Origin of the sequence: Pseudomonas sp. ZY71 (assembly GCF_036542145.1) — a bacterium.
GTDB classification, from domain to species: Bacteria; Pseudomonadota; Gammaproteobacteria; order Pseudomonadales; family Pseudomonadaceae; genus Aquipseudomonas; species Aquipseudomonas koreensis_A.
In genome coordinates this window covers 2008766-2034019 of record NZ_CP144274.1, presented here as the reverse complement: position 1 = coordinate 2034019, position 25254 = coordinate 2008766, and the positions used below count along the sequence as shown (strand labels likewise).

Annotated in this window: 26 protein-coding genes and 1 tRNA gene; 16 read left to right on the top strand and 11 right to left on the bottom strand. The window is 57.2% G+C overall.

The annotated features are described in order from the left end of the window. Positions 1-37 precede the first annotated feature (37 nt). The 3 genes from VY732_RS09130 (at position 38) to VY732_RS09120 (ending at position 3194) form a co-directional block, all read left to right on the top strand. Complete coding sequence (locus VY732_RS09130) at positions 38-2080, top strand: terminase large subunit domain-containing protein (protein ID WP_331695222.1); 2043 nt, start codon at positions 38-40, stop codon at positions 2078-2080. Continuing rightward, positions 1992-2861, top strand: coding sequence for a phage portal protein (locus tag VY732_RS09125; protein WP_177409286.1), 870 nt, complete (start codon positions 1992-1994; stop codon positions 2859-2861). Before VY732_RS09130 ends, VY732_RS09125 begins: the two co-directional genes overlap by 89 nt. Positions 2862-2936: 75 nt before the next feature. After that, the gene (locus VY732_RS09120) at positions 2937-3194 is read left to right on the top strand and encodes an ogr/Delta-like zinc finger family protein (protein ID WP_064392752.1); all 258 of its coding nucleotides are present in this window, start codon (positions 2937-2939) and stop codon (positions 3192-3194) included. Positions 3195-3248: 54 nt separating this feature from the next. Here VY732_RS09120 and VY732_RS09115 read toward each other — a convergent pair whose 3' ends face one another. Together VY732_RS09115 and VY732_RS09110 are read right to left on the bottom strand one after the other, a co-directional pair. Beyond that, entirely contained in the window at positions 3249-3434 is a 186-nt protein-coding gene (locus tag VY732_RS09115) for a hypothetical protein (protein ID WP_331695221.1), read from the bottom strand. A gap of 102 nt (positions 3435-3536) precedes the next feature. Continuing rightward, entirely contained in the window at positions 3537-3884 is a 348-nt protein-coding gene (locus VY732_RS09110; RefSeq protein ID WP_331695849.1) for a helix-turn-helix domain-containing protein, read from the bottom strand. Between the two features lie 92 nt (positions 3885-3976). Between VY732_RS09110 and VY732_RS09105 the strand changes: the two genes are divergently transcribed. From VY732_RS09105 to VY732_RS09065, 9 genes are all read left to right on the top strand, one after another. Further along, complete coding sequence (locus tag VY732_RS09105; RefSeq protein WP_095050509.1) at positions 3977-4177, top strand: DNA-binding protein; 201 nt, start codon at positions 3977-3979, stop codon at positions 4175-4177. A gap of 29 nt (positions 4178-4206) precedes the next feature. Beyond that, a complete protein-coding gene (locus tag VY732_RS09100) occupies positions 4207-4680 on the top strand; it encodes a YmfL family putative regulatory protein (RefSeq protein WP_331695220.1) in 474 nt (157 codons plus the stop codon). After that, a complete protein-coding gene (locus tag VY732_RS09095; protein WP_331695219.1) occupies positions 4677-5042 on the top strand; it encodes a hypothetical protein in 366 nt (121 codons plus the stop codon). Before VY732_RS09100 ends, VY732_RS09095 begins: the two co-directional genes overlap by 4 nt. 75 nt (positions 5043-5117) lie before the next feature. After that, positions 5118-5351, top strand: coding sequence for a hypothetical protein (locus tag VY732_RS09090; protein ID WP_064392761.1), 234 nt, complete (start codon positions 5118-5120; stop codon positions 5349-5351). A 2-nt stretch (positions 5352-5353) separates the two neighbouring features. Continuing rightward, positions 5354-8152, top strand: coding sequence for a toprim domain-containing protein (locus tag VY732_RS09085; protein WP_331695218.1), 2799 nt, complete (start codon positions 5354-5356; stop codon positions 8150-8152). 15 nt (positions 8153-8167) lie between these two features. Beyond that, the gene (locus VY732_RS09080) at positions 8168-8461 is read left to right on the top strand and encodes a hypothetical protein (protein WP_331695217.1); all 294 of its coding nucleotides are present in this window, start codon (positions 8168-8170) and stop codon (positions 8459-8461) included. A 63-nt stretch (positions 8462-8524) separates the two neighbouring features. Next, positions 8525-8776, top strand: a complete 252-nt coding sequence (locus VY732_RS09075; protein ID WP_180699815.1) for a hypothetical protein — start codon at positions 8525-8527, stop codon at positions 8774-8776. Further along, the gene (locus VY732_RS09070; protein WP_331695216.1) at positions 8766-8936 is read left to right on the top strand and encodes a hypothetical protein; all 171 of its coding nucleotides are present in this window, start codon (positions 8766-8768) and stop codon (positions 8934-8936) included. Before VY732_RS09075 ends, VY732_RS09070 begins: the two co-directional genes overlap by 11 nt. Positions 8937-9042: 106 nt before the next feature. After that, positions 9043-10227 (top strand): Arm DNA-binding domain-containing protein, encoded by a 1185-nt coding sequence (locus VY732_RS09065; protein WP_331695215.1) that lies wholly within the window; start codon positions 9043-9045, stop codon positions 10225-10227. A 216-nt stretch (positions 10228-10443) separates the two neighbouring features. On the opposite strand, the gene VY732_RS09060 is transcribed toward VY732_RS09065, so the two are convergent. The 3 genes from VY732_RS09060 to VY732_RS09050 form a co-directional block, all read right to left on the bottom strand. Continuing rightward, positions 10444-12099 carry a P-loop ATPase, Sll1717 family gene (locus tag VY732_RS09060; protein ID WP_331695214.1) on the bottom strand — a complete coding sequence of 552 codons (1656 nt, stop codon included), beginning with the start codon at positions 12097-12099 and terminating at the stop codon, positions 10444-10446. A 391-nt stretch (positions 12100-12490) separates the two neighbouring features. Further along, positions 12491-12709, bottom strand: a complete 219-nt coding sequence (locus tag VY732_RS09055; protein ID WP_331695213.1) for a hypothetical protein — start codon at positions 12707-12709, stop codon at positions 12491-12493. Between the two features lie 202 nt (positions 12710-12911). Next, a tRNA-Ser gene (locus tag VY732_RS09050) sits at positions 12912-13001 on the bottom strand. Positions 13002-13296: 295 nt separating this feature from the next. Between VY732_RS09050 and VY732_RS09045 the strand changes: the two genes are divergently transcribed. The 3 genes from VY732_RS09045 (at position 13297) to VY732_RS09035 (ending at position 16032) form a co-directional block, all read left to right on the top strand. Then, a complete protein-coding gene (locus tag VY732_RS09045; RefSeq protein ID WP_331695212.1) occupies positions 13297-13986 on the top strand; it encodes a crotonase/enoyl-CoA hydratase family protein in 690 nt (229 codons plus the stop codon). Positions 13987-14203: 217 nt separating this feature from the next. Next, positions 14204-14926 (top strand): lysophospholipid acyltransferase family protein, encoded by a 723-nt coding sequence (locus tag VY732_RS09040; protein ID WP_116032837.1) that lies wholly within the window; start codon positions 14204-14206, stop codon positions 14924-14926. Between the two features lie 134 nt (positions 14927-15060). Further along, positions 15061-16032: a magnesium and cobalt transport protein CorA gene (locus VY732_RS09035; RefSeq protein ID WP_116032841.1), complete on the top strand. Its 972-nt coding sequence runs from the start codon at positions 15061-15063 to the stop codon at positions 16030-16032. A gap of 108 nt (positions 16033-16140) precedes the next feature. Here the strand turns inward: VY732_RS09035 and VY732_RS09030 are convergent, their stop codons facing one another. The 3 genes from VY732_RS09030 to VY732_RS09020 form a co-directional block, all read right to left on the bottom strand. Continuing rightward, a complete protein-coding gene (locus tag VY732_RS09030) occupies positions 16141-16863 on the bottom strand; it encodes an amidotransferase (protein ID WP_331695211.1) in 723 nt (240 codons plus the stop codon). A gap of 92 nt (positions 16864-16955) precedes the next feature. Next, positions 16956-19100, bottom strand: coding sequence for a 3-hydroxyacyl-CoA dehydrogenase NAD-binding domain-containing protein (locus VY732_RS09025; protein ID WP_331695210.1), 2145 nt, complete (start codon positions 19098-19100; stop codon positions 16956-16958). A 24-nt stretch (positions 19101-19124) separates the two neighbouring features. Continuing rightward, positions 19125-20330: an acetyl-CoA C-acetyltransferase gene (locus VY732_RS09020; protein WP_331695209.1), complete on the bottom strand. Its 1206-nt coding sequence runs from the start codon at positions 20328-20330 to the stop codon at positions 19125-19127. A 585-nt stretch (positions 20331-20915) separates the two neighbouring features. On the opposite strand from VY732_RS09020, the gene VY732_RS09015 reads away from it, so the two are divergent. Further along, positions 20916-21737: a c-type cytochrome gene (locus VY732_RS09015; protein ID WP_331695848.1), complete on the top strand. Its 822-nt coding sequence runs from the start codon at positions 20916-20918 to the stop codon at positions 21735-21737. A gap of 119 nt (positions 21738-21856) precedes the next feature. On the opposite strand, the gene VY732_RS09010 is transcribed toward VY732_RS09015, so the two are convergent. The 3 genes from VY732_RS09010 to VY732_RS09000 are packed head-to-tail and all read right to left on the bottom strand — an operon-like array spanning position 21857 to position 25029. After that, positions 21857-22660: a transglutaminase family protein gene (locus VY732_RS09010; protein ID WP_331695208.1), complete on the bottom strand. Its 804-nt coding sequence runs from the start codon at positions 22658-22660 to the stop codon at positions 21857-21859. Further along, positions 22657-23607 carry an alpha-E domain-containing protein gene (locus VY732_RS09005; RefSeq protein WP_016982907.1) on the bottom strand — a complete coding sequence of 317 codons (951 nt, stop codon included), beginning with the start codon at positions 23605-23607 and terminating at the stop codon, positions 22657-22659. Before VY732_RS09005 ends, VY732_RS09010 begins: the two co-directional genes overlap by 4 nt. Before the next feature lie 12 nt (positions 23608-23619). Beyond that, complete coding sequence (locus tag VY732_RS09000; protein ID WP_016982906.1) at positions 23620-25029, bottom strand: circularly permuted type 2 ATP-grasp protein; 1410 nt, start codon at positions 25027-25029, stop codon at positions 23620-23622. Positions 25030-25254: the final 225 nt, after the last annotated feature.

Below are 25254 nucleotides of genomic sequence, written 5' to 3'. Positions count from 1 at the left end.
CGCGTTTCCGGGGTTTTCGCCGCATAGACTGCGGCCCATGAACTACCCAACCGAAGTTAAAGAAGCCGCAAAACGCCTCTACCTGCGCCGCTGTTCGGTGAAGGAAATACAGGCACATTTGAAGCTGCCCAACATCCGAATCGTCTATTACTGGATCCGCCAAGGCGGCTGGGACGAGATGCTGACGGATGAAGAACCGTTGAGCGCGGTCAACCGGCGAATCACCCTGATCCTGGAAAAGATCGATCCGCTGACGAAAGCCGAACTGGACGAACTGGAGCGGCTGACAAGCCTGCTTGAACGGCTGAAAAAACTTGCGGCCAAGCCTGCACAAGCTGCGCCGTCGGACGCCCCGGACGAGCCTCGCGAACGCCAGCCTGGTCAACGCCGTGAACGAGGCGAAGGCGGCGGCAAGAAGCGCGAAAAGAAGGCGAAAAACGACGTCAGTGGCCTGACCGAACTGGACTTCCTCGATAAATTCATCTCGAAGATGTACGGCTACCAGAAAGAGCTGTTCGAGGCGAAACAGAACCCACTGACTCGCCGTGTCCGGAACATACTCAAGAGCCGTCAGGTCGGTCTGACTTACTACTTCGCCGGCGAAGCGTTCATGGACGCTGTGCTGAGCGGTGACAACCAGGTGTTTCTGTCGGCCAGCCGATCGCAGTCCGAGATCTTCCGCAGTTACATAATCCAGTTCGCCAAGCAGTGGTTTGATATCGAGCTGACGGGCAACCCGATCACACTGAGTAACGGCGCCGAACTGCGCTTTCTCAGCACCAACAGCAGCACCGCCCAGGGCTACCACGGCCACGTCTACGTGGACGAATACTTCTGGATTCGCGACTTCGAAAAACTCAGCACCGTGGCCAGCGCCATGGGCACACACAAGAAGTGGCGCAAAACCTATTTCTCGACGCCCAGCGCCGTGTCGCACCAGGCGTACCCATTCTGGTCGGGCGATGAATTCCGCAACAGCAAACGCGGCAAGAAGGCCGGCGGTGTGTGGCCGAGCGAAGCGGCCTACACACAGGGCGCGCTGTGTCCGGACGGGCAGTGGCGCAAGACGATCACCCTGGACGATGCGATCGCCGGCGGTTGCGATCTGTTCGACTTGGAGCAGCTGCAGCTGGAGTACGACGAAGACAAATTTCAGCAACTGTTCTACTGCAAATTCATCGACAGCACCCAAAGCGCATTCAGCCTCAAGGATCTGGAACGTTGCTACTCGGATCTATCGTTGTGGGAGGACTACAACCCGGATCTGGATCGACCGTTCGGCAACAGCCCGGTCTGGCTTGGCTACGACCCAAGTCGCACCCGCGACGACGCCACCTGTGTGGTCATCGCGCCGCCACTCGAACCCGGGGCGAAGTTCCGGATTCTGGAGAAACACAGCTGGCGTGGCCACTCGTTCACTTACCAGGCTGCACAGGTCAAAAAGCTGACCGAGCGCTTCAACGTCCAGCACATCGGGATTGACGTCACCGGCGTGGGTTACGGCGTGTTCGATCTGGTGCGCGACTTCTACGCCAAGGCGACACCGATTCACTACAGCCTTGAGGCGAAAAACGCTCTGGTGCTCAAAGCCCAGGACACGATCCAAGGCAGTCGCATCGAGTGGGACGCCGGCTGGACCGATATCGCCCAGGCATTCCTGACCATCAAGCGCGGCGCCACCAACAGTGGCCAGATCACCTACAGCGCATCGCGTACCGAAGCCACCGGTCACGCCGACATTGCCTGGGCGGTGATGCACGCACTGTCCAACGAACCTTTGAACACCAACAAGCGGCGTCGCAGCCGCTACGTCACGAGTAACCAGAGCAGCCATGGCCAACCGCAAGCGCAGAAAGCAACACATAGCCCAACCAACGCAGCAACCGATGCGCTCGTTTACGTTCGGGGAGCCGGAACAGGTGCTGTCCGGCAACATCGGCGAGTACGTGGGCGTGTTCCCCAGCGACGACGGCAAGATCTACAAACCTCCCGTGTCACGGGCCGGTCTGGCCAAGCTGCTGCGCGCCAACGCGCACCACGGCGCCATACCAAAATTCAAACGCAACCTGCTGTTGCGTGAATTCATCCCCTCGGCCGGCTGCAGCACCGAGACGATGGGGCGCGCCGGGCTGGACTACATGGTGTTTGGCGAATCGTATTTCTACAACGACACCAATGCATTCGGCCAGGTGCTGGAGCTGCAGCACCTCCCGGCCATCAACATGCGGGTGAAGGTCGACGGCGGTTTCGTGATGCTGCTGCCCGACAACAAGGAAATGGAGTTCGAACAGCATGAGATTTCCCACGTCCTGGACTACGACGTGGAACAGAATATTTACGGGATCCCGGATTACTTGGGCGGTCTGCAGGCGCTGCTGCTCAATGAGGCGGCCACCCTCTTCCGCCGTCGGTACTACAGCAACGGCGCGCACGCCGGTTACATCTTCTACACCAACGATCCTGATCTGACCGAGGAGGACGAAGACGAGCTGCGCGCACAGATCAGTGCCAGCAAGGGCGTGGGCAACTTCCGCTCGATGTTCGTCAACATCCCCAACGGCAAAGAAAACGCTATCCAGATCATCCCCGTGGGTGACTTCCAGGCGAAAGACGAACTGGAGAAGGTGAAGAACATCACCCGAAACGACGTTATCGCCGCCTGGCGCATGAACCCGGCACTGGCCGGCATCATTCCGGAAAACACCGGTGGTTTCGGGGACATCGAAAAGATCGATCGCGTGTACACCAGCAACGAAATCCGGCCGATCTGCCAGCTGTTCAACCAGTTGAATGACAAGCTGCGAGAAGACAGGCGCTTTAGCTGGAAGCCTGCTCCTGAAGCAGTGGATACCACTACATGAATAACAAAGCGGAGAGAAAGCCACTACTTATTGTGGCAATATGGTGGCGATCAGCTGCCCCTGGGGAGGGACACAATGAGAGTTGTATGCAATTGCGGACACAAGGGCCGGATTGCCTCGCGGGAAGAGGTAACCAGAGCTTTTGTAAAACTGTACTGCCAGTGCCTGGACGCAAAGTGCGGGCACACATGGGTGGCAAATCTGACGTTCTCGCACACGCTCAGTCCGTCATCGCAGACATTCGAGCGGATGTTGATCGATCGCTTGCGGGAAATGCCCCGAGCGAAGCAGCGGGAGCTTTTCGAGCAGTTGGGATCGCAGGCGGTGGCGTAGGTACAACCGCCAACGCTATAGCGCCGGCGATTGGGATCATTCAAGGAATGACGGTCAGCCCTCTACTTTCTCCTTTGGGTTGATTGCCAGTATCTCGGCCACGCGACGAACCTGTTGCTGTTCAATACGGCTCAGCCGGCGATACAGATCGACCAGTCGACGCTCGATGTCCGTGAGTACGGTCGTTTCCGACCCGACGTATTCGAGGTTGAGGTGATCGTTCTTCTTGCGATCCAACATGCTAACTACTCCATAAAGTGCATTGCTGAATGGACTTTATGGGGGGGGCACAACTGCATTGGAATAAGAGATACCCCAATGGCTGTGCGGGATTGTTGCGAGTTAAGACCGGTGCCGGGCTGCGTCGTCGGCCATCGCTTCAAGGAAACGGCGAATCGCCTTCTGATCATCATCAGGGATCGACCTGAATTGCATGATCATCTGTTCTTCCGAGGGGCTAAAAAGTTGGCCCAATGGTGTCGTATGACGTCCCGTAAGCACGTAAGCCGCATCTACCCCCTTCTCCTCCAGGGCCGTGACATAACGAAGGTCAAGGGAGCTGGCTCCCAGTTCGTAGTTCTTTTGCGTTCCCCTACTGACTCCCAGTAGGACTCCAAACTCTGTTTGATTTAACCCCAAGCGCTCGCGCTCTTCCCTGAGGCGTTCACCTACTCGATCCGCTATGAGCATTTTTTTAGTCACCACCACTGACTTGATCATTTTTTTGACCAAGAATCACCACAGACAAACGCAAACAAACACAAATGAACAGAGGGAACACTATGCCCGCCACCATTACGCACGAGCAAGCCCGGGCGGCTCTCGATCGAAAGGGACTAAGCATCGCGGAGTTCAGTCGCAAGCACGGGCTGAACAAAAATTTGGTCAGCGACCTTTTGAACGGTCGGATCAAAGGTCGCCGAGGGGAGGCACATCGCGCCGCCGTGTTGCTAGGCATCAAAGACGGTGTGATCGAACAGTAATCGCGGCGCTCCACAGGGAAAAGTAGAAGTTGAAAAGTCCAATCCTAGATACCCGTAAAGAAGTCATGAGCGAGATCATCCGCAGTTACGCCGGCGGACGCGAAGCCGCTGCTGCGCGCTTGGGTCTGAAGCTCAAAAAATTCGACAACCATGCCTACGAAAATGCTGGTTGCAGTCCTCTCAGCGACTCACAAGTTTTCATCCTGGAGCGGGATTGCGGGACGCACCATTTCCCCAACTACGTCGCGTCGATGTACGGGGGACTGTTCGTACCAGTGGCTGATCCTGGAACGCTCGACAATGTCGAACTCTACAAACGCTCCGTGCAGGTTTCTGCAAAGCGAGGGTGTGTTGATCAAGCAATTGCCGCCGCTCTTGAAGACGGTTCGATCAGTGATGAAGAAGCCGAATTCATCATGGACGCGCATAACCTCCACGTAGCAGCAAGGCACGCAGAAGTGCTGGCTGCCATCGCTCTCTACCGCGCAGGAAAGGCTCAATGAACAATTTGTCTGCAGTACCGGAATACCAGGATGTCCTGCAGAGCGCCGCACTGGCGTTTCTTGAGCGTCACCACTGCGAACACCTGAGCGACGATCAGCAACTCTTCAGCCGGGCTGTTCAACACTTGGTTGCAGACTACGACGTGCAAACGCAGGTCGCTGAAAAGATCGTTCACCTGGCAGGCACGACTATGGTCGCTGTTCGCGATCGGCAACGCCTGAACGTCCAGAGCAGCACGTCGACGCACACCGTGATCGTTGATCCGGTCACCGGCCAACAATGGGCCGTACCGGTCAGCCTCATCTATGAGCGAATCATCAACGCGCCGGACCTTGGCCGCTTTCGCTTAGCCAACTCGTAACACCACCCCTCAAACAAACGCCTGCCCCGCACTCCGTGGGTTTGGGTGAGCTGCGCCCGAAATCGAGGTTTCAAGATGGGAAACGCCGTAATTCTGACCACCCAGCTGCCACCTGCAGAGGCCGAAGCACTTCTGGCTGCGATGCGTGAGCAGTACCGCTTGAGCCTCAACGACTACTGGTACGCGGATGAGTACCGGTATGTCCCGCAAGAAAAACGGCACAGCTCGATCCTCGAAAGAACTCCGGTGATGGCCGCCCAGAAACGCCTGATGGCCGCCCTCTCCCTCAGCCTCAAAGCAGTGAAGTAATCATGAAAGAAGATCTCCGCCACGACGTGTTGCAACGCCTCCAGTTCGATTTCGGACTGAAGCACCGCGTAGGCACCGATTACATGCGCGGTGGCACCTGCCCCAAGTGCAAGAAAAAGGAGCTGTATTCCCGATTCGATACACCATGGATGGTGATCTGTGGTCGCCCGGAAAAGTGCGGCCATACCCTGCACGTAAAAGAGCTGTACGACGATCTGTTTGAGGACTGGAGCAAGCGTGCGCCGGCGACGGACCAGCACCCCAACGCCACTGCACGGGCTTATCTGGAATACGCCCGGGGCTTTCGATTTGAACTGATCCAGGGCTGGTTCACGCAGGAAAGCTTCTACTCGCCCGACCACAACGCCGGCAGCGCCACGGTGCGCTTTGCGCTGGAAAAAGGCGGCTGGTGGGAACGACTGATCGATCAGCCGCATCGTTTCGGCAAGATGAAGGCGCGCTTCAAATCCAAGGACAGCTATCGCGGCGTCTGGTGGTGTCCACCTTGCGTCGACCTGCTCGAGGTCAAGGAAATCTGGATCGTCGAGGGAATCTTCGACGCCATCGCTTTGGTCCACAACGACATCGCGGCCGTTTCGGCCATGTCGTCCAACGCGTTTCCCGGGGACTCGCTCAAGGCGCTGATCAAAACCCGTGAGGGCGGCAAGCTGCCCAAGTTGGTATGGGCGCTGGACAACGAACCGAGCGCCAACGCCTACACCCGGCGCTGGGTCCGCGAAGCCCGTGCCCTGGGTTTCGTCTGCGAGTCAGCACAGATCCCGCAACGTGACGGCCGCAAGTCTGATTGGAACGACCTGCACCAGCGCTGGAATTTTATTCAAGACGACACCAAGCGCGCCGAACAGATCGCAACGGACCTCAAACAGGCCCGCCACCAGGGCGCCCTGCTGCTGGCAGAAAGCGCAGCGGAAAAGGCCCTGCTCATGTACGACTGGAACAAGCGCGGGGAATTTCACCTGGGCTTTGGCAGCCGTCTGTACTGGTTCAAGCTGGATATGGAGAAATTCAACCGGGCCATGTCCGACATCGAGGACAGCGAGAACCACGACGACCAGCTGCTCAACCAGGCGCAACAGCGCGAGAAGGCGCTGCAGCAGTCCGGTAGCGTCGTGGAGATTGCCAACTGCTACCCACAAGCCTTGTACTTTCAGCGCAACGAAGTCACCGACGAGTCCTGGTATTACCTGCGCGTGGACTTCCCTCACGACTCTGAAAGCGTAAAAAACACGTTCACCAGCGGCCAGCTGTCCGCCGCCAGTGAATTCAAAAAGCGCCTGCTCGGCATGGCCGCCGGCGCCATGTTCACGGGCAGCGGTCAGCAGCTCGACAAGCTGATGAAAGACCAACTGTTCGGCATCAAAACCGTGTCGACCATCGACTATGTGGGCTACAGCAAGGAATACGCCTGCTACGTCTACGGCGATATCGCAATCAAGGACGGCACCACCTACAAGGTCAACAGCGAAGACTATTTCGAGTTCGGCAAGCTGCGCCTGAAAACCCTGCAGAAAGGTGTCCCCATCAAGCTGCAGCGGGACGGCAAAGACTTCAACGAGCAATGGGTGCGGTTGCTGTGGACCTGCTTCGGCGCCCAGGGCTTCGTCGCGCTGGTGTTCTTTTTCGGCTCGCTGTTCTGCGAACAGATCCGCGCGCGTTACCAGTCCTTCCCGTTTCTGGAAGCCACCGGTGAAGCCGGTGCCGGCAAAACCACTTTGCTCAACCTGCTGTGGAAACTGCTCGGACGCGAAGGCTATGAAGGCTTCGACCCGATGAAATCGACCAAGGCCGGACGCTCGCGCCTGATGGGCCAAGTCTCAGGTATGCCGGTGGTGTTTCTGGAAGCCGATCGCCATAGCGACGATCGGGCACACGCGAAAACCTTCGAATGGGATGAGCTGAAAGACTTTTACGGCGGCGGCACGCTGGCCACCAAAGGCGTCAAGACGGCGGGCAACGAGACGTACGAACCGCCCTTTCGGGGAACGATCGCCATCAGCCAGAACGCGGCTGTGATTGCCCACGAAGCGATCATGACGCGCATCGTCAAACTGCACTTCGTACGCCCGACCGTGACCCCGGAGAGCCGTGCGGCCGCTGATCAGTTGAACGCACTGGACGGCGGCGTCCTCAGTCATTTTCTGTTGAAGGCGGTGGGTAAAGAATCCGCTGTGCTTGATCTGTTCGCCCAGCGCATGCCCGAACACGAAGCCAAACTGCGCCGCTTGCACACCCACTGTTTTGCCTGCAGCACGGCCTATGTCAGCGACCAGGGCAACTGCAGCAGTTGCGGTTATGACCTGCGCGGCTACATCCGCGTAGAGCGGATCAGCAAGAACCACGCACAACTGCTCTCGCTACTGGACGCGCTGCGCCTGGTGCTGAAATTGAGTGATCCGCAAGTCGCCGCCACGCAACGGCAAATCGTCCGTATGGCGATCGAGCGCCAGGCCTCGATCAGTTCTGACCACCCGGCCGTTGCCGAATTCTGGGAGGTCTACGACTACCTCGAATCCTTGAGCGAAGACCCGGTGGTCGACCACAGCAGTGACCCGGCCGTGATCGCCATCAACCTCAACGAATTCTGCGAGCGCGCCGCCGAACACAAACAGAAGCTGGCCGACGTGGCCACGTTGCGCGACCTGCTCAAAGAGTCGCGATCGCGCAAATTCCTCGACAGCAACAAGGCCGTGCACAGCGCCGTACGCGCCGCCTTCAACCACCGCAACCCCGTTTCACAACCCCGGCCGACCACCGTCAAGTGCTGGACATTCAAGGCGTAAAGGAGAGCAACACCGATGCAGATTCAAGTGTTTATGGGCAATGCCGGCGACGGCCGAACCAACAAGCTCCAGTCAGTCCAGGACCGGCTGGACTTCGCCGGCCAAAGCGCGCCGATCATTCAGGCCGGTGCGTACGGAGAGGAAGGTTTGCTGCAGATTCTGGAAGTGCGGGCAGCCGCTGGCCAGCGCGAAATCCTCGTGGACGACTGCAGCAGGCAACAGATCTTGCGGGTACTGGAATGGCAATCATGTGTTGAGCATGAGCCGGATTTTGACGGCCTGGTGATCCACCTGGCACGAAAGGACTGATCTTAAAAACAGTGCCGAGGAGTTGCAGCTCCTCGACACCCGACCACTTACGAGGACCATACCATGCAAGCACAGAACCCCAGCAGCAGCGGCACGAAGGCTACCACACCGGCGCGGCACCTGGTGGCGACCGCGATCATCGGCGCCGCCGTCATCGGCTACCTGGTGCATAAAACCCCTGAAGCCCGAACGCGCCTGGAAAGCCTCAGCCAGATGGCCAGCACCTTGGGCGACCTGAGCGAAACGGATGTCGCCGTGATCAGCCAACTGCTAGCCACCCCGGCCACTCGGGGAGCGTCACGCCATGACCAATGACCCTGCCGCAACACCGGTGCGCCGCTTTCCCTGGAACATGGATCACACCAGCGTGTGCGACCAGTGCGGCAAGTGGCGCGCCCAGGGCAATCACCAGGTCTGCAGCCGGCGGCGTCAGCTGTTGAATGCCCACCTACGCGGCTACAAGCCCAAACCATAAGCCGCGTCCACCAGAAAACGCGCTTGCAGATACTTGGCCCGGAAACGGGCCTTTTTGTTTCCGATCGTCAGACTGTCGACATACGAGTACAGCATTAGGGGTTTACATGAGTGGGGTCGAAGCTCGCGGCAAGTCCGTGAGAATCTATTTTCAATACAACGGGGAGAAATGCCGGGAAACGGTCCCGGGCAGCAACACGCCGGCTACCGTGGCCCAAGCCAAGCGCCTGGCCGACATCATTGAATACGAGATCCAGACCGGCACCTTCGATTACGCCCGGCATTTTCCGAACTCGCCCAGGTTGGTGGAAAACACCTTTGGTCATTACCTGGATCTGTGGTTGAAGATCAAGGCCAACAGCGTCGCGGCCTCTAGCTACCGAGGGTACGCCAACAAGGCCGAAGTGCACGTGCGACCTCGCTGGGGCAAGGTCCAGATCAACCAGATCGATCACCTGGACCTGCAGGAATGGATACAGGATACGCTGTCGAAAACCCTGAAGAACAAGACCATCCGCGACATCATCAGCAATGTGCGCCAGGTGTTCCGTCTGTACCGCACACGGATGAAGGTCGCGCACGACCCGACTGAAGGGTTGATGGTGCGCCTGCCCGATCCGGAAGCCCCGGACCCGTTCACCCGCGCGGAAATCAAACAGATCCTCGACACCCCCACCAGCCGCACGCATGAACTGCTAATGGTGCAGTTCATGTTATGGGCAGGCCCACGGGTGTCGGAGACGATCGCCCTGGCCTGGGAGGATGTCGACCTGGCGCAAGGCACTGTGACCTTTCGCCGGTCCAAGGTGCGCGGCGCCTACCGGGTAACGAAAACCCGCCGATCGACGCGCCGTGTGCGCCTGCTGGCCCCGGCGTGGGACGCCCTGCGCCAGATCAATGCGTTGACCCGCCACCGAAAAGCGGAAACCGTGGAGGTGGTCGAGCGGGACAACAAGACGGTGCGAAAACACAAACTGCACTTTGTGTTCTTGAACACCAAGACTGGTCTGCCGCATGCCAATGACTTCGTGGTGCGCGATCGCTTCTTCAAGGCGCACTTACTCGCCGCCGGCGTTCGCTATCGCGGCCCCGGGCAGTGCCGGCACACCTACGCCAGTCAGTTGCTGACCACCGGCGTGGCGTCGATCGACTGGATCGCTGAACAGATGGGCCATACCAACGGCAACATGATCCGTCAGCACTACGGGACGTGGATCAATGAAGACGGACCGGACGTGGTCGGGATGCTGCAAATGGCCTTGAAGCTGTCACCGGTTACCGCTCTACACTGAACCCACTAAGCCGGACACTCTCGGCAAAGCGTCTCACGTCGGTCAAGCTGGTCCAGGTGCCGATGCGCTCACGACGCGAGCGTACCGGCACCCAGTGCGCCCCACTGCCGCCGAAGCGGATCGACAGGCCCCAGTCGGGGCCACTCTCAATCCTGGCAACCATGCATGCACGCATCGCGTGTTGTGATAAAAGATCTTAATCTCTTGTTTTAATCTTCAAGAACGCTCACGAGGTGCGTTGCGTCTCACGCGTTTTTTTATCTTAGCTTTACGATCGCTTACCTGTGTAACTGATTTAAACTGACTTCCCACGTCCAACGCTTTTGCGATACCGGGGTTTAGTAGTAGATCCGCACCAAATTTCACCGCTGGTGCAATATTGTTAAGTGTTCTCTCACGATATGCCCAATGGTAGAAAACATTATTCCCAGAGGACGTTACGTCCTTATACCCAATAACATTGACATCAAAAAACAACTGCAACAATGTCTCCGCATCAGTCAAGTAGCGAGGAGCATCAAACTCCTCACCGTTAGCCCACTTCTTAAAACTAGCAAAGGCTTCCACAAAATGAGCAGTAGAAAACCTACTTCGCCCATCTAGAAACTGGAAAAACTTTATATATTTAGTAAAGTCTTCGTGCGTCATATAGAACGCCGCATAATTCTTAACTTCGCCCAGCAAATACTCGGAAAACTCTTTAGAGAACCTTGACGAATTTATCATATCGGGAGAAAACACATCATTCCCTCCCTTACCATATTTAATTTCAAGGCCGCGCGAAATCTTTATAAAAGTTAAAAAATCTCTTGGCTTATGAAAAGTTGTTTTGAGCAAATGCTTGAATACTTTGCTAGGCTCACGCGGCGTATCGAAATAGTGTTCCCAGCTTACCCCAAGCTGCTGCTTCGTAATTTGCTGACTGGCGAGAAACTTGTCGCACAGCTTATATATTCCTGCTTGCTTGTGATCTCTTTCATCAGTCGACCAGTTCAGCAGTATGGAGTTATCTTGAATTCGAGAATTAGAGTTGTAAAGATTTAAAGTATTCAAGACATCAGGGCGCACAAGCAGGCATATTTTTATCCGGCCTTTAGAGTCGTTAATGCCGGAAAAGAAATCAGTGTTCAGCTGCCAGACAGCTTCACCCAAACCTTTTATGCACTCAATATATTCCCGATGACTGATTTGCTCAGGTCGAAAGTCTATTCCATCTATAAAAAGAGCATGGGATTTGCCGAGCGACAAGTCCGCGATAGCCTCTTTGAATGACTGCTCTAAGTTAAGGAGGTGATGCTTAAGGATTTGCCCCTTCTCCGATTCACCTTGTTTTGACACCGCACTCAAATCGAGGTTTGGTACTTTCGCGGTCGCCGAAAAAACCAACTCATTTAAAGCATCGAATGCTGTTTCGACCTCTGGGTTTAGCGCGTTTTTTGTCCATTTAGAAATCTGATCTTCGAGAGCTCTAAACTTACCAGTAAATCGGTGAAATGTTTTTTTTGACTTCTCAATTATCATCTGACTGATAATAAAGAGAAGCATCGACCTCCAAATATTGGCATAGTCACTGTAGTTAAGCTTGCTCTCTTTCTTAAGACTGATAAATCTTTTATACTGAGTCTCAGTCATTGATGTAAGTTTGGAAACATGATACCTGTCAGGATTGTTTTCCAAGTAAACAGCGTATGCTGTTTTGCCAGACCCTTTCTCTCCAATCAAAAAATAAATGTCTGGATTTAGGCACTTCTGCAACTCTTCAGTTTGAAGAAATATTTTTGAAAAAAACTCCTTATGATGCCTTCCCTTATAATTGTATGCATCGTTCATGGGTTCTTTTAACTGACTGATTTTTGTCCAGACTTCGCTCATGTCACTCCCTGTAATTTTCCGAATATACCAATCGTGGCTTATTGACATCAAACGCTACCAGTAATCGGCAAGGCGCGCGACAAGTGAAGTCCCAAATTACTATTTGATTTAACTATTAATAACTCACAAACAATGCATCAAGACTATTAGCTCAGTAATTTATCCGCACATTCAAGACTGAAGAACAAGAGATAGGACGGTTCCGACCGCATGACGCGGGGCGATGCCAGTCTACGAGTAAGCGAAGCGTATCCGGGGGTGTGCGTTAATTGCTTTTAGCCAGCGGGACGCATTACTCGGGCGCAGCGGTCAAGGATCGAGGCATTGCCGGCCGGCCCGTACTTGATTGACCTCTTCTGGCCGTTAGCTACCCTCCCTCTAAGGCGTTTCCTCAAGACTGCCTTAGTCGCGTAATCGCATCCGTAAGCGCTTTTGAGTTCGTGTCCAGGGTTTCTATGGCCATGAGTGCGCTTTCTGCAACAGTCATTTCGCCATTATCTGAAAGCCATTTAGTGACCTCTTCTATGGCCGCACCCAGGGCATGTTGGTTATGCAGAAGCAAGGTCAGAGCGTCTGCCGTGGCGATGTTGGAGTCTGAGTTATTTGGCATTGATTCGTCCTTGATAGCAGTGTCTGCAGAGATTAGTTCATTGCAACCGGATCATGCTCAACCAATCAATCGCGAAGTTCTGCTTCCCGCACCAAATCGCGCGCCAGTCCCATCTCAGTCCCATATGGACTTTTTTCAGACACCAAAAACCACAAACCCCCGACTTTCTCTAGGAAAATCAGGGGTTTGCGCTTACTGAATGTGGCGGTGAAGGAGAGATTCGAACTCTCGATACAGTTTCCTGTATACACACTTTCCAGGCGTGCTCCTTAAGCCACTCGGACACTTCACCGTATCTCTTCAAACATGTTCTGTCTGTCGAGGCGCGCTAATGTAGTCGAAAGCTTTTGCGATGGCAAACTTTTTTTCAGAATTTTCATGCGGTTAAGAGAAAAAACCATTTTGCCCACCGGCGGGCCATGGCAAACCGGCCAATCTTCGGTGGGTGCGGCCCTTCTATATAGAAGCAGAATGCCTCGCCACGCTGGATCGGCCGTGAAACGATGACTGGCGAGTCAGTCACGGCGCTTTACCTGGCCTGCGGCGGTGGGTAACGTCTGCCCATCTTTCTTACAAGGAATAGCGTCATGAGTGAGTTGATTTCCTACCACCTCGAAGACGGTATCGCGACCCTGACCTTGAGCAACGGCAAGGTCAATGCCATTTCTCCGGACGTGATTGCGGCATTCAACGCGGCGCTGGATCAGGCGGTGACGGATCGTGCCATCGTGATCATTACCGGTCAGCCCGGAATTTTGTCCGGCGGCTATGACCTGAAGGTGATGACCGCAGGCCCGAAAGAAGCGGTAGCGTTGGTGACTGCCGGTTCGACGTTGGCGCGTCGTCTGCTCTCTCACCCGTTCCCGGTGATCGTCGCTTGCCCGGGTCATGCCGTGGCCAAGGGCGCGTTTATTCTGTTGTCTGCCGATTACCGCATCGGTGTTGATGGCCCGTTCAGCATCGGTCTGAACGAAGTGCAGATCGGCATGACAATGCATAACGCAGGTATCGAGTTGGCGCGTGATCGTCTGCGTCGCTCGGCGTTTCACCGCTCGGTGATCAACGGCGAGATGTTCGATCCGAAAAGCGCCGTGGATGCCGGTTTTCTCGACAAGGTGGTTTCCGCCGAAGAGCTGCAAGGTGCCGCCCTCGCCGCTGCGCGTCAGTTGAAAAAGATCAATATGCTCGCGCACAAGAACACCAAGTTGAAAGTCCGTAAGGCACTGCTGGAAGCGCTGGATAACGCGATCATCCAGGATCAGGAGCATCTGGGTTAAGGCTGGATTCAAGAACGTAACGAAAAGCCCGACCGTCGTGTCGGGCTTTTTCTTGCACGCATGGTTTAAAAGTCTGCAACAGCTCTAGGACAGGTCTGACCATCCATTCGGAAACATGCGCTTAAACATCGGCTATCTCCGGACTCTATAGTGGCAATTGCCGAAAACAGTGCACATCCGTACACTGCGCCACCTTTTGTCCCGGTGGGGCCTGAAAATGCTGTTCGTGTTTCGTATGTTATTGATGGGCCTGCACTTTATTCTCGCCGGCGTGCTCGGGGTGATTCTCGGGATCTGCCGCCCGTTCAATCCGGACAACAGCCGGCTGTGCGCCCGCCTCTACGCGCTACCAGCGATGTGTATTTTGCGTTTACGGGTGAAATCCGATGTCAGCGGTTTGATGAACAAACCCGACAGTTGCGTGATCATCGCCAACCATCAGTCCAACTATGACTTGTTCGTTTTCGGCAACGTCGTGCCGCGCCGTACCGTGTGCATCGGCAAGAAGAGCCTCAAGTGGGTGCCACTGTTCGGACAACTGTTCTGGCTGGCCGGCAATGTGTTGATCGACCGTGGCAATGCGCACAAGGCACGCCAGTCGATGCTGACCACCACCAATACCTTGCAGAACGAAGACACCTCGATCTGGGTGTTCCCGGAAGGCACGCGCAACCTCGGCGAAGAATTGCTGCCCTTCAAGAAAGGCGCGTTCCAGATGGCAATTGCCGCTGGTGTACCGATCGTTCCGGTTTGCGTGAGCAGTTACATCAAGCACATGCGCCTGAATCGCTGGCGCAGCGGGAAAATCCTCATACGCTCGCTGCCAGCGATTCCTACAGCCGGATTGACCATGGATGACATGCCCATGCTCATCAATCAGTGCCGCGAACAGATGCGCGAGTGCATTGAGTCGATGGATCGGCAACTGCAAGCCGCCTGAAAAGACAACCCGCCCTGTGCGGGTTTTCTTTTGCCCGGTGAACTGTACAGATTTCACTGACTCTCAAGCAGCGACACGGCTAAGCTGAAGCCTTGTATTCCCTGCCACCTGCCAAGAAGAAGTGAATCACCACCATGGGTCGAGTTGTTGCTGCTGCGGTGTACAGCGCAGGCAAGAAAGTCACCAATATTACCCTCGACGAAGGCGCTGCCTGGGCCGCGAAAACCGGTCACTTTGTCTGGATTGGTCTGGAAGAACCGGACGCACAGGAACTGTCCAATCTGCAACGTCAGTTCAACCTGCACGAACTGGCCATTGAAGACGCCCTGGAAAAACACAGCCGACCGAAGCTGGAAACCTTTGGCGACGCTCTGTTTATCGTCACCTATTCGCCCATCCGCGAACACGGCGTTCTGCAGTTCATCGAAACGCACATCTTCGCCGGCAAGGGCTACATCATCACCGCGCGTAACGGCCACTCAGCGTCCTACGCCCATGTCCGCCAACGCTGTGAGGCGCGTCCGCTGCTGCTAGAGCATGGGGAAGATTTCGTACTGTATGCGTTGCTCGATTTCGTCATCGAGAACTACCAGCCGGTCGGTGAAGCGATCCATGCCGAAATCGATGAACTGGAGCGCAACGTGTTGTGTAGCGCGTTGAATGAACGTGACATTCAGAAGCTGCATGGCTTGCGCCGCGATGTCGTGCGCCTGCGCCGGTACGCGGCGCCGATGGTGGAGATTGGCGAGGAACTGCAGAAACTGAGTTTCCCGTTTATCGACAAGAACATGCGCCCGTACTTCCGCGATGTGCAGATCCACGTAACGCGGCAGATGGAAGACCTGAGCACTTTGGCCGACATCGCCAGCCAGACCATCGAGATCGGTGTGTTGCTCGAGGCTTCACGGCAAAGCGTGGTGCAGCGCAAGTTTGCTGCATGGGCGGCAATCCTGGCGTTTCCGACAGCGGTGGCAGGGATTTACGGGATGAACTTCCAGAACATGCCGGAGTTGAGCTGGCACTACGGTTACTTCGGGGTGCTGGGGTTTATTGCGGTGGGATGTGTAAGTTTGTGGGCGAGCTTCAAGAAATCCGGGTGGTTGTAGAGCAGACCGAGTTGTCTGGAACATCCGCGAGCAGGCTCGCTCGCACATTGATCGGTGGCGCACCGAAAATCCAATGTGGGAGCGAGCCTGCTCGCGAAGCTTTTGGCCTCAGACAGTTTCTGGCTTATGCGCCACAAACCGCATCATCCATTCCGCAACCGTCGCACCATGGTGTTCCTGCTCGAGGCTGGCCACGCCCTTCGTGTAGATCTGCGACCCCAACGCTTCCTGACGCAAATCCAGCAGCGCCCGCGAATAATCGTGGATAAATTCCGGATGCCCCTGGAAGCACAGCACCTGATCGTTGATGTGATACGCCGCGAACGGGCAGAAATCGCTGGAAGCAATGACCGTGGCATTTTCCGGCAACGCGGTGACCTGATCCTGGTGGCTGATCAGCAGCGTCAGTTCCTCACGTACCGGACTCATCCACGGCGCCTTGGCCGCCAGTTTGTAGTTGTGAGTGCCGACGCCCCAACCCTGCGTCGCACGCTCGCTCTTGCCGCCGAGCAGCAGCGCCAGCAGTTGATGGCCGAAGCACACGCCGAGCAGTTTGTCGCCACGCTCGTATCGAGTCAGCAGGTATACCTTGAGGGTCTGGATCCATGGATCAGTACCAAACGAGTCAGCCTTGCTGCCGGTGACCAGGTACGCGTCGAAGGTTTGGTCGTCGCTCGGGTATTCGCCCTGCATCACGTTGTAGACAGTGAACTCGGCGGCAATCGGTTGCTGCGAGAACAGGCGCTGGAACATCTGCCCGTAACCCTGATATTGATCGACCAGTTCCGGACGCAGGATGTCGGTTTCCAGAATGCAGATGCGTAGCGACATAAAAAATACCTGACACGTGATGGGAATAATGAACACCCCAGAGCCTGCCTTGAAACACCCCGGCAAGGCAAGCCCCGGAATGCTCGTTGCCCTTAGAACATTTCACCTTTTGCCGCTTTATCCAGCAGCAACGCTGGCGGCGCGAAACGCTCGCCATACTGCTCGGCCAGATACTGCGCACGGGCGACGAAATCCTTCACCCCGTATTGGTTGATGAACTGCAATGCGCCGCCCGTCCACGCTGCAAAACCGATACCGAAGATCGAGCCAACGTTGGCGTCTGCCGTCGAGGTCAGCACACCCTCCTCCACACAGCGCACGGTTTCGATCGCTTGCACGAACAGCAGCCGGTCGCGCACGTCTTTGGGCGAAATCTGCCCATCAGCCTTTTCGAAATGCGTCTTCAACTCGGGCCACAAATGTTTCTGTGCACCGGCCGGGTAATCGTAGAAACCGCCACCCGCCGCTTTGCCCGGACGCTTGTATTCGTTAAGCAGCAAGTCAATCACGGCGAAGGCCGGGTGCTCAATCAGCGATTTCCCTTCTGCCTGTAGGTCCTTGGCGGTTTGCTGACGGATATGGCTCATCAGGCTGAGGGAAACTTCGTCGGAGATCGCCAGAGGTCCGACCGGCATCCCGGCCTTGCGCGCTTCGGTCTCGATCATTGGCGCGCTCACGCCTTCACCAAGCATGGCAATGCCTTCATTGGTGAACGTGCCGAATACCCGCGAGGTAAAGAAGCCGCGACTGTCGTTGACCACAATCGGGGTCTTCTTGATTTGCAGGACGAAATCGAAACCTCGAGCCAGGGTTTCGTCGCTGGTCTGCGCGCCTTTGATGATTTCCACCAATGGCATTTTCTCTACCGGACTGAAGAAATGCAGACCGATGAATTTTCCAGGATCAGGCACAGCCTTTGCCAGGCCGGTGATCGGCAGCGTCGATGTATTCGAGGCGATGACAGCTTCGGCGCCGACAATTTGCTGGGCGGCAGAGGAAACCCTGGCCTTGAGATCGCGATCTTCAAACACCGCCTCGATGATCAGATCGCAACCCGCGAGGTCGGCATCACTTTCGGACGGCTTGATCCGCGCCAACACCTCATCACGCTTCGAAGCATCCATCTGTCCGCGAGCGACTTTCTTGTCCAGCAACGCGGCAGAATGTGCTTTGCCTTTTTCGGCGGCAGCCAGATTGACGTCCTTGAGCACCACTTCAATCCCCGCCAAAGCACTGACAAATGCAATCCCCGCGCCCATCATCCCGGCGCCGAGCACGCCGACCTTCTGCGTCTTATAAGGCGCAAAGCCCTGCGGCCGCGAACCTCCGGCGTTGATCTCATTGAGTTGAAACCAGAACGTGCCGATCAGGTTTTTCGAGATCTGCCCGGTGGTCAGTTCAGTGAAGTAACGGGTTTCGATCAGGTGCGCGGTGTCGAAATCGACCTGAGCGCCCTCGACTGCCGCGCAGAGGATTTTCTCCGGCGCCGGCATTGTCCCTTGGGTCTTACTGCGCAGAATCGACGGCGCAATCGCCAGCATCTGCGCGACTTTCGGGTTCGACGGCGTGCCGCCCGGAATCTGATAACCCTTCACATCCCAGCGCTGCACTGCCGTCGGATTGGCAACGATCCAGGCGCGCGCCTTGGCCAGCAATTCATCGCGATCCGCCGCCAGTTCATCAATCAAACCCGCCTGTAACGCCTGTTGCGGACGCACTTTCTTGCCTTCGAGCAAATACGGCAGCGCCTTTTCGATGCCAAGCATACGCACCATGCGCACCACCCCGCCGCCGCCCGGCAACAGGCCGAGGGTCACTTCCGGTAGACCGAGTTGCACCGATGCATCGTCCAGCGCCACGCGATGATGACAGGCGAGGCAGATTTCCCAACCGCCGCCCAACGCCGCGCCGTTGATCGCCGCGACCACCGGTTTGCCGAGGGTTTCCAGAGTGCGCAATTGCCCCTTGAGGGTCAGCACCATGTCGTAGAAGGCTTTGGCTTCTGGCTTGCCGACCTTGATCAGCTCATTGAGGTCGCCGCCGGCAAAGAAGGTTTTCTTCGCCGATGTGATGATGACCCCGGCAATGTTGTCTTTTTCCGCCACCAGCCGGGCGACGCACGCAGCCATGGCCTCGCGGTACACAGCGTTCATGGTGTTGGCGCTCTGGCCCGGCATGTCGATGGTCAGCACGACGATCGCGTCCTGGCCTTTTTCGTAACGAATGGCTTCGCTCATAACAAGGTTCCTTGAATTCGGGGCTCAGAGGCGTTCGATGATGGTGGCAATGCCCATGCCGCCGCCGACGCACAGCGTCGCCAGGCCATAGCGCAGGCGCCGCACTTCCAGCTCATCGAGCAAGGTGCCGAGGATCGCGCAACCGGTCGCGCCCAGCGGGTGGCCCATGGCGATGGAGCCGCCGTTGACATTGACCTTGTCGGGGTCGACGGCCATGTCCTTGATGAACTTCAGCACCACCGAAGCAAACGCTTCGTTGACCTCGAACAGGTCGATGTCTTCAACGCGCAACCCGGCCTTGGCCAGTGCCTTGCGCGTTGCCGGCGCAGGGCCGGTGAGCATGATGGTCGGGTCGGTGCTGGTAACCGCTGTGGCGACAATGCGCGCTCGCGGTTGCAGCCCCAGCGCCCGCCCTTTGGCTTCGGAGCCGATCAGCATTAGTGCGGCACCGTCGACGATCCCGGAACTGTTACCCGGTGTGTGCACGTGATTGATCCGCTCGACATGGCTGTAAACCCGCAGCGCGGTCGCGTCGAAGCCCATCTGCCCGATCATTTCGAAACTCGGCTTGAGCTTGCCCAAGCCTTCCAGAGTCGACTCGGCACGAATGAATTCATCATGATCGAGCAGGATGATGCCGTTCTGGTCCTGCACCGGCACCAGCGACTTGTTGAACGAGCCGTCAGCCCGCGCCCGTGCGGCTTTCTGTTGCGAGTGCAAGGCGTAGGCATCGACGTCCTGACGGCTGAAGCCTTCCAGCGTGGCGATAAGGTCCGCGCCAACACCTTGCGGAGTGAAATGACTGTGCAGATTGGTTTGCGGGTCCAGCGCCCAGGCGCCGCCATCGCTGCCCATCGGCACCCGCGACATCGACTCGACACCACCGACCACCACCAGGTCTTCGAAGCCCGAACGCACTTTCATTGCGCCAAGGTTGACCGCTTCGAGTCCCGAGGCGCAGAAACGGTTGATCTGCACGCCCGCAACGCTGACGTCCCAATCGGCCACTTGCACGGCGGTTTTGGCGATGTCCGAGCCCTGATCGCCAATCGGCGTGACGCAGCCGACCACCACGTCATCGACCTGACTGGTGTCCAGCGCGTTACGCGCTTGCAGCGCGGTCAGCAGACCGGCCAGCAGATTCACCGGTTTGACGCTGTGCAGAGCGCCATCGGCCTTGCCTCTGCCACGGGGCGTGCGTAGCGCATCGAATATCAAAGCTTGGGTCATGTCGTCCTCGAACCTGTGCGGTGAGTGATTTCTTGTACCTTCACTCTTGGCCCAAGCCGTCATGGTTTCAATGACCACAGCGCTCAATGCGGTTGACGCCCACGCTCAGACGGACGGTCACAGAAGGCTGGGTGAACCGGTTCAGGTCGGCGAGTTGTCTAGCCAGCGGGCGGCAAAGAAGCTGGCAATAAGCCTCATGCCTTTTTAATCGCAATTGCCTAGCACTCCATATGAAATGGATCTAAGCCAAGCGTGACGCGGGCCCTAAGGTAGTACATGTACGTCAGAGTCGTCGGGTTTTGCCGAGGCCGACGTTCTTCAACAGGAAGTGCAGCGCTTGCCGTCATGGATATGCAGGCAAGCATCAGGAAATAACAATAAAGGCGGTCAAGCCATGTTCAAACAACCGAAAGTTCGTCAAGCAGGGCTCATTCTTTTCGCCACGACGCTGTTGTTGATTTTGCCGAATCTGACCAAGGTCATCGGCTGAATCGAGCGGCAGGTGCTGTTTATCGCCACTGAAAATGTGACTGGCCCGCTACCCGGGCCAGCGTGGCTGTGCCAACCTTTGCGCACTCTCACGACATGGACGGCGATCATTTGAAAGCGCTCATTGTGTTCGGGGCCATGCTGCTGAGCATGCCCTTGTCTGCCGCCCAGTTGGATCTGCAACTGGGCGCAAACAGCCGCACCTGGCAGACCGAAGAACTGCTCAAGCATCCTCAAGTGCAAACCCTCACGATCAAAAACGATGTGTCCTACAAGAAGGACATGACCTATCGCGTCGTGCCTGTGGCTGCGCTGCTGACCGGGATAAAACCGCAAGATCATCTGCAAGCGGTGGCACTGGATGGGTTTGCCGCGGAATTGGCTGCGGCTCCGTTACTCAACCGCGACGGCGCACGGGCATGGCTGGCCATCGAAGATCCGGCTCAACCATGGCCGCCACTGTCGGAAGGCAAGCACAGCGCCGGGCCGTTCTATCTGGTCTGGACCGATCCACAGGCTGGCAATATCAGCCCGGAGCAATGGCCATTCCAGGTCGCGAGCATCAAGCGCATGGCACCAGTGGCCGAACGCTTCCCGGCCCTGCTGCCGGATCCAGAGTTGAAGGCGGATGACCCGGTGAACCTGGGATTTGCACTGTTTCAGAAAAACTGTCTGGCGTGCCACCGGTTGAACGGTGCGGGGGATGCGCAGTTCGGGCCGGATCTGAATATTCCGTATAACCCGACCGAGTATTTCGGCGCGGATTTCCTCAAGCGTTACATTCGTGATCCGCAGAGTCTGCGTCAGTGGCCACAGGCGAAGATGCCGGGGTTTTCGGTAGAGGTGTTGCCGGAGGGGGATTTGCAGATGTTGGTGGGATATTTGAAACACATGGCCGGGCGCAAGGTTAAGCCCTGAGCACATTTCCTTGTAGGAGTGAGCCTGCTCGCGATAGCGGTGTATCAGTCAGCACATTTGTAACTGACAGACCGCTATCGCGAGCAGGCTCACTCCTACAAGGGTTTTGTGTGGGCCAGTTACTGTTGCTGGACGGAGAGGACTGGCGTCGGCGAGACAAACACTTTCGCATGCATCTGCTCGCACCCACCGCCCCGGCGCATGCCGCGTACCGGGCAGGCATCCAGATAATCCAGACCCACCGCCAGTTTCAAATGCCGCTCCGGCCGCGCCAGTTGATTGGTCACATCAAAGCTGTACCAAGCGTCATCCAGCCAGGCTTCCGCCCAGGCGTGGCTCGCCAAATGCTCGCAATCCTCGCTGTACAAATAGCCCGACACATAACGTGACGGAATCCCGAGACTACGTGCACAAGCCAGAAACGCGTGAGCGTGATCCTGACAAACCCCGGCACGTCCGGCGAAAGCTTCCGCCGCGCTGGTGTCGACTTCAGTAGAACCCGGCGTATACGTCATGTGCTGATTCAAACCGTGCATCAAATCAATCAGCGCCGTGCGATCGCGCCGCTGCTTGCAGGATTTTTCCGCGAACGCACGCAGCGCCTCATCGGCCTCGGTCAAGCGAGTGAAGCGCAGAAACGGCAGCGCCGACTGGCTCTCGTGCTCGGCCTCGCGCAATTCGTCGATATCGACCTGCCCTCGGGCGCCGATGATGATCGCTTCGTGCGGTTCATCCATGGTCAGCACATGCAGGATATTGCCGAACGGATCGAGTTGCGCGCGCACCGGGCGTGGCAGGTCGAGTTGCCAGCTCAGCACATGCTGACGCTCGCTGTCGTGGGGGGTCAGCCGCAGGTACTGGATGCTCGCCCGCACCTGATCTTCGTAGTGATAGGTGGTCTCGTGGCTTATGGAAAGTCTCATGCAGCCTCCAGGTAGGAACTGTGAATGGCGTTGCCCAACTGGCGCACCAGCGGGATGAATTCGGTCAGCCAGGCGTGCAGGCCTTCCTCGAGAATTTCGTTGATGCCGGTGTAGCGCAGGCGCGCGTCCATCTCTGCTGCCAGACGTTGCGCCGGTCGGCCATTGGCGCCAGGCAACTGCGCGAGAATCTGGTCGATCTCTTCGGTGCAGGCGCGCAGTGAACGCGGGACATCGGCACGCAACAGCAGCAACTCGGCGACGTGACGGGCGCCGGGCGCATCGCGGTAGATTTCGGTGTAGGCCTCGAAGGAGGACAAGGCGCGCAGCAAGGCACTCCACTGGTAATAAGCGTGGGCCGTACCGTCGCTGACCGCTTCAGCCTGATCGCCGGCCATTTCATAGCGGGCATCGAGCAACCGCAGCGTGTTGTCCGCGCGTTCGATGAACGTCCCGAGACGAATGAAACGAAATGCATCGTTACGCATGATCGTGCCGTAGGACGCACCACGAAACAGGTGCGAACGCTCCTTGATCCATTCGCAGAAACGGCTCATGCCATAGCGACTGAGGCCCTGTTCGGCGATCCCGCGAATCTCCAGCCATGTCGAATTGATGTTCTCCCACATGTCCGCCGTGATGCGCCCGCGCACGGCATGGGCGCTGGCCCGCGCCGCGCCGAGGCAACTGTAGATGCTCGCCGGGTTGGCGGCGTCGAGGGCAAAAAAGTGCAGCAGGCGTTCGGCATGCAGCGCGCCGTGGCGCTCCAGATAATCGTCGAGGGTGCCAGTGATGAGCAGTGGCATCGCCAGTTCGTGCAAACCATCGCCGCGACCATCCTGCGGCATCAGCGACAGCGAATAACTGATGTCGAGCATCCGGGCGAGGTTTTCCGCCCGCTCCAGATAACGCGACATCCAATACAGATCCGAGGCAGTTCTACTTAACATGGCAAGCTTCCTTCAATCCTCGACCACCCAGGTGTCCTTGGTTCCGCCGCCCTGGGAGGAATTCACCACCAGGGAACCTTCACGCAGCGCCACACGGGTCAAACCGCCAGGCACCACGCGGGTTTCGCGCCCGGACAAGACAAACGGACGCAAGTCGATATGGCGCGGGGCGATGCCGTTTTCGACAAAGGTCGGACAGGTCGACAGCGACAGCGTCGGTTGCGCGATGTATGCGTGCGGCTTGGCTTTGATGCGCTCGCGGAAGGCGTCGATTTCCGCCGTCGTCGACGCCGGCCCCACGAGCATTCCGTAACCACCGGAGCCTTGAGTTTCCTTGACCACCAGATCTGGAAGATTGGCCAGCACGTGGGAAAGTTCAGACGGGTTGCGGCATTGCCAGGTCGGCACGTTCTTCAGGATCGGTTCTTCGTCGAGGTAGAACCGGATCATGTCGGTAACAAACGGGTACACCGATTTGTCGTCCGCCACACCGGTGCCGATGGCATTGGCCAACACGACGTTGCCCGAGCGATAAGACGAGAGCAGCCCCGGCACACCGAGCATCGAGTCGGGGTTGAACGCCAGCGGGTCGAGGAACGCATCGTCGAGGCGGCGGTAGATCACGTCCACCGCTTTCGGGCCGTCGGTGGTGCGCATGAAGACTTTATCGTCACGCACGAACAGATCCGCGCCCTCGACCAGCTCCACACCCATTTCCCGCGCCAAAAACGCGTGCTCGAAGAACGCACTGTTGAAGCGCCCCGGCGTCAGCACCACCACGCTCGGGTCATCGATCGGGCTTGAGCTTTTCAGGGTGTCGAGCAACAGGTTCGGGTAATGATCGATCGGCGCGATGCGCTGGGCGGCGAACAGCTCCGGGAACAGGCGCATCATCATCTTGCGGTCTTCGAGCATGTAGCTCACGCCGCTCGGAGTGCGCAGGTTGTCTTCAAGCACGTAGTAAGTGCCGTCACCATCGCGCACCAGATCGACGCCGGAGATGTGCGAATAGATATCGCGGTGCAGATCGAGGCCTTGCATCGCCAACTGATATTGCTCGTTGGCCAGCACCTGTTCGGCAGGAATGATCCCGGCCTTGATGATGCGCTGCTCGTGATAGAGGTCAGCGAGAAACATATTCAGCGCCTTGACCCGCTGGATGCAGCCGCGCTCAACGATCCGCCACTCGCTGGCGGGAATGCTGCGCGGAATGGTGTCGAAAGGAATCAGGCGCTCGGTGCCCTGCTCATCGCCGTAGAGCGTGAAGGTAATGCCGGCGCGATGGAACAGCAGATCGGCCTCACGTCGCCGCTGGGCCAACAGTTCGTCAGGCGTGTCAGCCAGCCATCGGGCGAACTCCCGATAATGCGGGCGAACCTGGCCGCCGGCGTCGTACATCTCATCAAAATAGGTGCGGATCATGCCGTACTCCTTGTCACCCGGACCTACAGGCCTTCGCAAGGCCCGTGCCATCGGCATAAACGCTTTGATTTCAATCGGTTGGAAATACACGCCGCAGGCACCGCACCATTCCTGTGCGGCAAATGCCCCAACCGGATTGCCCCCGCTTCATTGCGACGCACTGCATCGCCTATCACCAGCATAGTCAGAGTTGATTTCACTGCCCGGCGCTGCCTGCGGATAATC

Bases quoted from the DNA above. Each gene is read 5' to 3' on its own strand.
- VY732_RS09015 (WP_331695848.1), top strand. From the start codon at position 20,916: ATGGACGGCGATCATTTGAAAGCGCTCATTGTGTTCGGGGCCATGCTG.
- VY732_RS09120 (WP_064392752.1), top strand. From the start codon at position 2,937: ATGAGAGTTGTATGCAATTGCGGACACAAGGGCCGGATTGCCTCGCGG.
- VY732_RS09110 (WP_331695849.1), bottom strand. From the start codon at position 3,884: ATGCTCATAGCGGATCGAGTAGGTGAACGCCTCAGGGAAGAGCGCGAG.
- VY732_RS09095 (WP_331695219.1), top strand. From the start codon at position 4,677: ATGAACAATTTGTCTGCAGTACCGGAATACCAGGATGTCCTGCAGAGC.
- VY732_RS09005 (WP_016982907.1), bottom strand. From the start codon at position 23,607: ATGTTAAGTAGAACTGCCTCGGATCTGTATTGGATGTCGCGTTATCTG.
- VY732_RS09075 (WP_180699815.1), top strand. From the start codon at position 8,525: ATGCAAGCACAGAACCCCAGCAGCAGCGGCACGAAGGCTACCACACCG.
- VY732_RS09040 (WP_116032837.1), top strand. From the start codon at position 14,204: ATGCTGTTCGTGTTTCGTATGTTATTGATGGGCCTGCACTTTATTCTC.
- VY732_RS09070 (WP_331695216.1), top strand. From the start codon at position 8,766: ATGACCAATGACCCTGCCGCAACACCGGTGCGCCGCTTTCCCTGGAAC.
- VY732_RS09115 (WP_331695221.1), bottom strand. From the start codon at position 3,434: ATGTTGGATCGCAAGAAGAACGATCACCTCAACCTCGAATACGTCGGG.
- VY732_RS09105 (WP_095050509.1), top strand. From the start codon at position 3,977: ATGCCCGCCACCATTACGCACGAGCAAGCCCGGGCGGCTCTCGATCGA.
- VY732_RS09020 (WP_331695209.1), bottom strand. From the start codon at position 20,330: ATGACCCAAGCTTTGATATTCGATGCGCTACGCACGCCCCGTGGCAGA.
- VY732_RS09085 (WP_331695218.1), top strand. From the start codon at position 5,354: ATGAAAGAAGATCTCCGCCACGACGTGTTGCAACGCCTCCAGTTCGAT.
- VY732_RS09060 (WP_331695214.1), bottom strand. From the start codon at position 12,099: ATGAGCGAAGTCTGGACAAAAATCAGTCAGTTAAAAGAACCCATGAAC.
- VY732_RS09080 (WP_331695217.1), top strand. From the start codon at position 8,168: ATGCAGATTCAAGTGTTTATGGGCAATGCCGGCGACGGCCGAACCAAC.
- VY732_RS09065 (WP_331695215.1), top strand. From the start codon at position 9,043: ATGAGTGGGGTCGAAGCTCGCGGCAAGTCCGTGAGAATCTATTTTCAA.
- VY732_RS09130 (WP_331695222.1), top strand. From the start codon at position 38: ATGAACTACCCAACCGAAGTTAAAGAAGCCGCAAAACGCCTCTACCTG.
- VY732_RS09055 (WP_331695213.1), bottom strand. From the start codon at position 12,709: ATGCCAAATAACTCAGACTCCAACATCGCCACGGCAGACGCTCTGACC.
- VY732_RS09025 (WP_331695210.1), bottom strand. From the start codon at position 19,100: ATGAGCGAAGCCATTCGTTACGAAAAAGGCCAGGACGCGATCGTCGTG.
- VY732_RS09035 (WP_116032841.1), top strand. From the start codon at position 15,061: ATGGGTCGAGTTGTTGCTGCTGCGGTGTACAGCGCAGGCAAGAAAGTC.
- VY732_RS09030 (WP_331695211.1), bottom strand. From the start codon at position 16,863: ATGTCGCTACGCATCTGCATTCTGGAAACCGACATCCTGCGTCCGGAA.
- VY732_RS09045 (WP_331695212.1), top strand. From the start codon at position 13,297: ATGAGTGAGTTGATTTCCTACCACCTCGAAGACGGTATCGCGACCCTG.
- VY732_RS09000 (WP_016982906.1), bottom strand. From the start codon at position 25,029: ATGATCCGCACCTATTTTGATGAGATGTACGACGCCGGCGGCCAGGTT.
- VY732_RS09010 (WP_331695208.1), bottom strand. From the start codon at position 22,660: ATGAGACTTTCCATAAGCCACGAGACCACCTATCACTACGAAGATCAG.
- VY732_RS09090 (WP_064392761.1), top strand. From the start codon at position 5,118: ATGGGAAACGCCGTAATTCTGACCACCCAGCTGCCACCTGCAGAGGCC.